This is a genomic window from Isoptericola croceus (genome assembly GCF_029382255.1).
Taxonomy (GTDB): domain Bacteria; phylum Actinomycetota; class Actinomycetes; order Actinomycetales; family Cellulomonadaceae; genus Isoptericola; species Isoptericola croceus.
This window is the reverse complement of the sequence record NZ_JARLLG010000569.1, coordinates 1-251: the sequence shown is the minus strand read 5'-3', so window position 1 is coordinate 251 and position 251 is coordinate 1. Positions and strand designations below refer to the sequence as shown.

The window sequence follows — 251 nt, the reverse complement described above, 5'->3', positions numbered from 1 at the left end:
ACAATGGACGTGGTGGCGAGTCTGTCTACGGACGTCGCTTTGACGACGAAGACCTGAGTGTGCCTCATGAAGGTCCTGGTACGCTGAGTATGGCGAACGCTGGCGCAAATACCAACGGAAGCCAGTTCTTTATCTGTACGGGCGATACGCCGTGGCTGGATGGCAAACACGTGGTATTTGGACGTGTGCTGGAGGGTATGGATGTCGTAGACATCGTCTCGAGCTGCGGACGACGCTCTGGCAAACCCAAG

General features: G+C 56.2%; 1 protein-coding gene. It reads left to right on the top strand.

The features are described 5' to 3' along the window. A partial coding sequence (locus PZC42_RS22100; protein WP_277214364.1) for a peptidylprolyl isomerase occupies positions 1-251 on the top strand: 251 nt, incomplete at both ends.